The organism is Desulfatiferula olefinivorans (genome assembly GCF_054657895.1).
Window position 1 is genome coordinate 1 of sequence record NZ_BAAHXV010000141.1, and the last position, 306, is coordinate 306.

Annotated in this window: 1 protein-coding gene; it reads left to right on the forward strand. The window is 60.5% G+C overall.

Annotated features, from left to right (window positions below; genetic code table 11):
- Nucleotides 1-306 (forward strand): hypothetical protein (locus ACYQ11_RS22220; protein ID WP_459926026.1); only part of this gene is annotated, 306 nt, incomplete at both ends.

Here is a 306-nt window from a genome sequence, read left to right on the forward strand (position 1 = left end):
TGAGGCCCAGCGGTTTCGCCGCTACCGCCGTCATGTGTATGAGGTCGGAGCCTTACCGCGGGCGGGAGGGAAAGGCGGTAAGGCCATCGGCAAGGAATTGCTGGAAAAAGAACGGAAACGGGAATTCGATCCCGGCCGGACCGCCCGATTCATGAGCCGGACCCGCTATTTCACGGATTCGGGCATTATCGGCACCCGGGCCTTTGTGGCCGATCAGTACCGTCAGTTCAAGCACGCCTTTCAGCCCAGGCATGAGAAGAAACCCAGGCCCATCACGGGGCTGGACGGAATCTATTCGCTCAAGCG